This window comes from Pseudomonadota bacterium, from assembly GCA_010028905.1.
Lineage (GTDB): Bacteria > Vulcanimicrobiota > Xenobia > RGZZ01 > RGZZ01 > RGZZ01.
Map to the genome: position 1 here is coordinate 1 of RGZZ01000594.1, position 2700 is coordinate 2700.

2 protein-coding genes are annotated in these 2700 nt (G+C 68.9%); both read right to left on the minus strand.

Features of this window, described 5'->3' with window-relative positions:
• Positions 1–206: 206 nt before the first annotated feature.
• Positions 207–1709: an ATP-grasp domain-containing protein gene (locus EB084_23260; GenBank protein ID NDD31181.1), complete on the minus strand. Its 1503-nt coding sequence runs from the start codon at positions 1707–1709 to the stop codon at positions 207–209.
• Positions 1710–1797: 88 nt separating this feature from the next.
• Positions 1798–2700, minus strand: a 903-nt coding sequence (locus EB084_23265) for a ketopantoate reductase family protein (GenBank protein NDD31182.1), incomplete at its 5' end; no start/stop codon positions are given.

Genomic DNA, 2700 nt, shown 5'->3' on the forward strand with positions numbered 1-2700 from the left:
TTCCGCAGGCCCCTGCCGCATGCTGCGAGGGAGAGGGTCATCAGAAGCCGCTCTATCGCGTCTCCGCCCAGTCAGACCGCTTCGATCTGTCCTGCGGGGGCGCGCACGCCGACGTCCATCTCTCAAGCCATCCCGCGGCGGCAGACGGCCGTCGTCGTGTCAGCCATCTGCCCTGACATCGTTGCGGTGCCCTCGTGAGAGCGGGGTCACCAGTGGCGCGCGGCCATTCTCCAGTTCGCCGAGGCATCGATGTCGGCCGTCGCGCGCGGCAGGGCGCTCATCGCCGGGGTGCTGAGCGCGGCCAGCGCGGCCGCGATCTGCGCGGCCCGCGCCGAGACCTGTGACGCAGCAAGCTGTTTCGCGCTGCCCGTCCAGTCGTGCTCGTCGAGGAAATGGGTCGAGAGGTCGCCCCGCACGAAGGCCTCGTGCCTGAACACCCAGCGATGGAAGGGCAGGCTCGAGTGGGTGCCCACCACCACGAACTCGTCGAGGGCGCGCAACATGCGCCGGCGCGCTTCTTCCCGGTCGGCCCCGCGCACGATGAGCTTGGCCATGAGTGAATCGAAGAACGGCGGGATCACCGCTCCGGTATAGATCTGCCCATCGACCCGCACGCCCGGCCCCTGGGGGAGCTCGAGGTGCTCGATGCGGCCGGGGTCGGGGACGAAGTTTACGAACACGTTCTCACACGTGATGCGGGCCTCGAACGCCCAGCCGTGAAACGACAGCTGATCTTGCGTGAAGGGCAGGGGAAGGCCCGCGGCGATGTCGATTTGCAGGCACACGAGATCGATGCCGGTGATCTCCTCGGTGACCGGATGCTCGACCTGCAAGCGCGTGTTGACCTCGAGGAAGTAGAAGTTGCGGTTCTCGTCGACCAGGAACTCGAAGGTTCCCAGGCTCTGATACCCGATGGCCCGCGCGCCGGTCACCGCAGCCTCGCCCATGCGACGCCGCGTCACGTCGTCGAGGGCGGGAGAGGGGGCCTCTTCGACCATCTTCTGGAACCTGCGCTGGATCGAGCACTCGCGCTCGAACAGATAGACCGCGTTCCCGTGCGCGTCTGCGGCGATCTGCATCTCGACATGACGCGGGCGGGCGATGTAGCGCTCCATGTATACGTCGGCGCTGCCGAAGGCAGCCTGCGCCTCTGAGCGGGCCGACGAGAAGGCGTCTGGCATCTGCTCGGGGCTGAAGACCTTGCGCATGCCTCGGCCGCCGCCCCCGTTCGATGCTTTCAGAAGCACGGGGTAGCCGATGGTGTCTGCCTGTGCCAGCGCTTCGTCGAGGGATTCGAGCGGGGCGTCAGAGCCGGGCACCACCGGGACGCCGCTCTCGGCCATCTGGCGGCGCGCCGCGTTCTTGTTGCCCAGAAGCCGGATCTGCTCGGGGGACGGCCCGATGAACGTGATGCCGGCGGCCGCGCAGGCTGCGGAGAGGTTCGGGTTCTCCGACAGGAAGCCGTACCCGGGGTGCACGCAGTCGGCGTTCACGGCGCGCGCGGCGCGTACAACCGTCTCGATGTCGAGGTATGTCTCTCGTGGGCCCATGCCGGTGGCGCAGTGCACCTCATCGGCGAGTCGGGCCGCCAGCGAGGCGCGGTCGACCTCGGCGCACAGCAGGATGGGCGTGATGCCGCGGTCGCGGCAGGCACGAATGATGCGAACGGCAATCTCGCCTCGGTTGGCGATGAGCATGCGACGAAACATGGCGCCCCCTTCTCCGATGCGGGGCCCGGTGCCTTCGTGCCGCCCTCGATTCTCGGCGGTCTCGCCAACACCCCGTCGGGGCGAGGGCTCAGCCGACAGGGCGCTTCTTCCGGCGCAGCGCTTCCTCGGCGAGCCGGGCGGGCTTGTGCCGCCAGTCATCCCAGGGCACGCGCCCGGAGACGATGTCGTTGAGGGTCTCGGTGAGGAGCGCGTTGATCGGGGCGGTGAGTCCCCGTGCACGGGCCTCTCTGGCGACAGCCCCGTTGAGCCATCCTACCTCCGACTCCGGGCGCGGGCGCTGCATCTCGAGCAGGAGGGATGGCGGTTTCGAGCCACGGGCGGCCCCCACGCGCTGGCGCAGGATGAGGCGCCCCATCCACGGGGGGAGCGCCATCACGCTTGACAGCAGGCGCGCGGGGTATCCCGGGAGATTCGCGGGGGCGATGCCCATGTCGGTCATGACGCGCATCGCCTCGCGGAAGGCCGCGCGCTCGACCCCGAAGAGCGCGGGGGAGCTGTACAGCTCGGCCGCGGTCATGTCGAGGATGGCGCAGGTGGCGTTGGCCGTCATGTTGAGGAGCAGCTTCGACCACTTCATCACGCGCTGATCTTCGAAGCGGGTCACCTCGAGCCCGCATCCGCGAAGGGCCGGCTCGAGGTCGCCGAAGGGCTGGCCGGAGACGTACGGCGCAATCGAGATGCCGCCGCGTGACGATGCCTCTTCGACCTCGGCCGGTCGGTCGGTGAACGCGATGGGCCGCGTGACCACACACACGAACGTGCGCTCGGGAGTGAGGGCTGCGGCCACCGCATCCTCGGTTCCCACGCCGTTCTGGAACCCCATGACCCGGGTCTGGGGCTGAAGCAGGCCCGCCGCCGCCAGGCTCGAGAGGGCGCCCTCGACGTCGAAGGTCTTTACGGTGATGAAGATCCAGTCGAAGGGCTGGCCCGCGATGGCGTCGAGGGTCTCGACGGCCGCGATGTCATGCGC

Bases quoted from the DNA above. Each gene is read 5' to 3' on its own strand.
- EB084_23260 (NDD31181.1), bottom strand. From the start codon at position 1,709: ATGTTTCGTCGCATGCTCATCGCCAACCGAGGCGAGATTGCCGTTCGC.